4 protein-coding genes are annotated in these 4,277 nt (G+C 26.4%); 1 reads left to right on the top strand and 3 read right to left on the bottom strand.

Annotation, left to right across the window (positions count from 1 at the left end; genetic code table 11):
* The first annotated feature begins 25 nt into the window (after positions 1–25).
* The gene (gene tnpA, locus VN21_RS03210; RefSeq protein WP_046822019.1) at positions 26–427 is read left to right on the top strand and encodes an IS200/IS605 family transposase; all 402 of its coding nucleotides are present in this window, start codon (positions 26–28) and stop codon (positions 425–427) included.
* Between the two features lie 52 nt (positions 428–479).
* Here tnpA and VN21_RS03205 read toward each other — a convergent pair whose 3' ends face one another.
* The 3 genes from VN21_RS03205 to VN21_RS03195 all read right to left on the bottom strand — a co-directional run.
* Positions 480–2,435, bottom strand: coding sequence for a sensor histidine kinase (locus VN21_RS03205; protein WP_052951968.1), 1,956 nt, complete (start codon positions 2,433–2,435; stop codon positions 480–482).
* A gap of 154 nt (positions 2,436–2,589) precedes the next feature.
* Positions 2,590–2,811 (bottom strand): alpha/beta-type small acid-soluble spore protein, encoded by a 222-nt coding sequence (locus VN21_RS03200; RefSeq protein ID WP_046822018.1) that lies wholly within the window; start codon positions 2,809–2,811, stop codon positions 2,590–2,592.
* A gap of 105 nt (positions 2,812–2,916) precedes the next feature.
* Positions 2,917–4,277, bottom strand: a 1,361-nt coding sequence (locus VN21_RS03195) for an MFS transporter (RefSeq protein WP_084821920.1), incomplete at its 5' end; no start/stop codon positions are given.

Genomic DNA, 4,277 nt, shown 5'->3' with positions numbered 1-4,277 from the left:
TAAATTTAATATGTAATATATTTATATGAGAGAAAAATATAGAATAGATAAAAAAAGAATAAGTTATTTGAAGTATAACTACATATTTTGTCCTAGATATAGAAGAAAGATTTTTGAGAATGATGAGGTGAAAAAAAGATTTTATGATGTAATAAAGTCTGAAGCAGAACTTTTAAATATAAAAATCTTATCTATATATTGTGGAGATGATTACTGTAAACTTCAAGTTAATGCTCTTTCTGATATAAGTCCACATGATATTATTGTCAAATTTAAGATAAGTTCTTCCAAAGTTTTGAGAAGTGAGTTTGATCACCTTAATCATTTAGAAAGCCTTTGGACTAGAGCTTCTTTTGTAACTACAGAAGATGAAATTTATGATGATGTTTTAAATGAGTACTTAGAACTTCAGAAAAAAAGAGGTTAAGATTAATGGCATGATATAATTTAAATTATATACATGCCATTCTTTAATATATCTAGAAATTTATATCCGAAAATTCTACTGCAGTTTTTGAGTTTCTTGAACTATAAGAATTTATCTCAAAATCATCATCTTCGCCAGCTTCAATAACTTGTATAGGTAACATTACTATAAACTCACTACCTTCTCCCAGTTTTGAATTTACAATAACATCACCTTTATGCATATTTGTAAATATCTTAACAAGTGATAGACCTATTCCACTTCCTTCGTTTTTTCTGACCATAATATCATCAACTTGCGTAAACCTATCAAATATTCTTTCCAAGTCTTTAGATTTCATTCCAATTCCAGTGTCTCTTACTGAAAATTCAAGAATATCTTTATATTCATCTACGTTTACATTTATATATACTTTTGTATTGTCTTTTGAAAATTTAATAGCATTTGATATTAGATTCAATACAATTCTTTCTATTTTATCTGGATCTACACTCATAATTAATTCTTCACAATTAGTGTCAAATATTATATCTATACTCTTACAATCAGCATATGGTATAACAGATGTTACTATACTTTCTAATAAAAATATTATATCTACATTTTTTAATTTTAAGTTCATAAATCCAGAATCAACTTTAGCTATATCAATAATATTATTAGTAAGTCTTAAAAGCCTATTACAATTTTGTTTTATTATATTTATTTTATTCAAATTACTTTCCGAGTAACTGTTATTAACTTTTTGTATATTAATATCTAATATTTGATTTGCAGACATTATAACAGCAACGGGAGTCCTTAACTCATGACTAATGTTAGATATAAAATTACTTTGTGATTTATGCATACTCTCTGCTGTTTCTTTTGCTTTTATTAACTCTTTCTGATAGTTTATTTTTTTTATAGTATATAATATTAATGAAGCTATAACAATCAACAAACTTATTGTTAATGATAAATACCCATATACCATGTCTTTATATTTATAAAGAGTATCAATTGGACTATTAACTACCTGAGACTCACTTGGTAGCTTTTTTATGTTTATATTATAAAATTTCAACTTATTATAATCAAATATATAATTATCTATCTTATTACCATCAATAATTTTTTCTTTTGGTTCTTCTCCGTTTAGTATTTCCTTAACTATCTTACCAGCTTCTTTTCCTTGTTCAATATGACTAACTACCTTCCCTCCAACAAATCCACATTCAATACCATAATTCATAGTTGAATATATAGGTACATTTGTACTTTCACTAATTAGCTTGTACGAACCTTTTATAGACTTTACATTTCCAAATTTGTCTCTATATGCATACATTACAAACAATACATCATTATCTCCTAAAGTTTTTAATTTCTTTTTAAGTTCTTCAAAGCTCATATCTTTTAAAGAAATCAAATTAAATTTTGTGTCTTTAAATTCTTTTTTTAATACATCTAGGTTATAATCTAAATTTAGAGAATTTGAATATGCATCAGTTACAATTGTTATGTCTTTATTTTTATGAAGTTTTCTTATTAAGTCTATATTTCCTTTTATAGATTGTGGTTCTGTTACACCATAAACTAATTTTGATTTTTTTGCTAATTCAATACTATTATTAGAGCTTACTCCTAAAAATATTATTGGAGTGTTTTTAAATAGTTCATCTCTATGTTCCATTCCAAACCCAAAAGCTTGGTCATCTCCTAAAATAACAGCATCATATCCTTTTTTACCTCTTAGCTTTTGTTTCAATAATTCATAAAATTTTTCTTTATTTTCTTCTCCTAAAAATGTTCTTGAATCCATATATTCAATTTGAAGATTTACATCTTCACTTATTCCAGATTGTATTCCTTCAATTTGGTCTGAAAACGTTTCAACATTAGGATTATAAGAACTTATAAATAGAACATGCTTTTCTTTTTCAGATGCATATGTTATATTAAAAAGCAAAAACCATGCTAATCCAACTAAAATACATAATATATTTATTTTGTTTTTTTGTATCATTCTCCCCCAACCCTTACTTGTTTAGTATCTTTTATATGAATTTGCCCTATCAAGTAATATTATATCAAGTTTTCTCTTATCTCGCTTATAATTTCCAAATTTAAACATAAAAAAACAATTTGAAAATTGGGCTAAATTTTAGCCCAATTAGTTATTATTTTTTATTATTATATTCTCTAATTAGTTCTCTTTCTCCTAATTCGACTAATTTTTTACTCATCATTCCACCTAAATTTCCACCCATAAATCCAGCTTCATACGATGTCTTATTCGCTCCATTAACATGTTCACTTTGTATTCCTAATTCTCCAGCCATTTCTAACTTCATTTGATTTAAAGCTTTTTTTGCATTACTTACTAACGGTTTATTTGTCATAAAAATTACCTCCTTAAACTGTAATTATCTATAATTTTTACAGTTTTTAAAAGTATTATTATGCATTTTATGTTAATCAACTACACATTAAAATTTATTAATATCTCACATCTTTATATCTTCTAAGTTTTGAATCTCAGGATTATAGTTTAAAACTTTCTTGGTACTACTGCTAAGAAATAAAGGTATACATCCTATTATACAAATTAAAAAGCACCCTAACATAATACTTCTTGGATAAAAAATATCTCCAAGAAATCCACCTATTAATGTTCCTATTGGTTGTATAGCTATAGAACAAGTCATCACTATGCTCATCACTTTACCTCTCATATCTTGTGGAACCGTAACCATCATTGATGCCATCATAACGGTATTTGATATTGTATTAAAAAATAACCCAAAAGAAAAGCATACGCACATTACATAAAATTTATTTATAAGTACTCCTAAAAAGAAAAATATAATTGTTAAAAATAATGATATAAGCATTGTTTTAGCTCTATTTTCAGCTTTTATATTTATATTTGTAAGTAATATACTTGCTACAATCATCCCTATACTTTGGAAAGCAGATATAACTCCATATCTTGCCACTCCCAAAGATTCTTCCATCATAAACCATGGTCTTAAAAGTATCGAAAAAATAGCAAAGAAAAAATTTAACGCAAAACATACAGCAAGCAATACAACTAAACCCCTGAATCCAAATGTAAAGTTTAGTCCTTCTTTAAAATCTTCTCTAAATGTCAATTTTGATTCTTTTTGCTCTACTTTAGGTATACTTATAAACATTTCAGTTACAGTTGATATAATATAACTTATTCCATTAAATATAAACATTACTGAAGCTCCCAGAATTGAATATATAAACCCACCTGAAAGGCTACCTACTAGACTTGTTGTTGACACTGCCATTTGCTGTGCTGAGTTTGCTTTTACTATGTTATCATTAGAAACTAAATCTGGAATAACTGAACTTATTGCCGGATTGAAAAATGCAGAACATATACCACATATTACTCCAATTAAAATAACCATCCAAACTTCTAATATGTTTTTATATGCTGCATAACCTACAAATAAAATCCCAATCCCTCTTATTAGATCTCCTAAAATTATCATCTTTTTTCTATCAAATCTATCTACTATAACTCCTGCAAAAGGCCCAATTATAATCCTAGGTAAACTTATAGCTGCCATTAGTATTCCCATTATAGATGACGATCCTGTTTTATCTAGAACCCAAAACCCTAAAGCGATAGAGTAAAATGCATCTCCAAGACAAGATACTAACTGACCTTGCCACAATAAAAAAAAGTTTTTATTCCATAAATTTTTAGGTTTTTCAAAGTTTTTTATACTCTCCACAATTAACCCGCCTTTTAATTTTTTATTTAATATAAGTATATACATGAGAATAATATTTGTCACTAATTTGATTAAAATATTTAATTTCATTTCCA

It is taken from the genome of Paraclostridium benzoelyticum (assembly GCF_001006285.1).
Classification (GTDB): Bacteria; Bacillota; Clostridia; order Peptostreptococcales; family Peptostreptococcaceae; genus Paraclostridium; species Paraclostridium benzoelyticum.
This window is presented reverse-complemented; position numbering and strand designations above follow the sequence as displayed.

Excerpts from the sequence above, each read along its gene's own strand:
- tnpA (WP_046822019.1), top strand. The coding sequence starts at position 26 with ATGAGAGAAAAATATAGAATAGATAAAAAAAGAATAAGTTATTTGAAG.
- VN21_RS03205 (WP_052951968.1), bottom strand. The coding sequence starts at position 2,435 with ATGATACAAAAAAACAAAATAAATATATTATGTATTTTAGTTGGATTA.
- VN21_RS03200 (WP_046822018.1), bottom strand. The coding sequence starts at position 2,811 with ATGACAAATAAACCGTTAGTAAGTAATGCAAAAAAAGCTTTAAATCAA.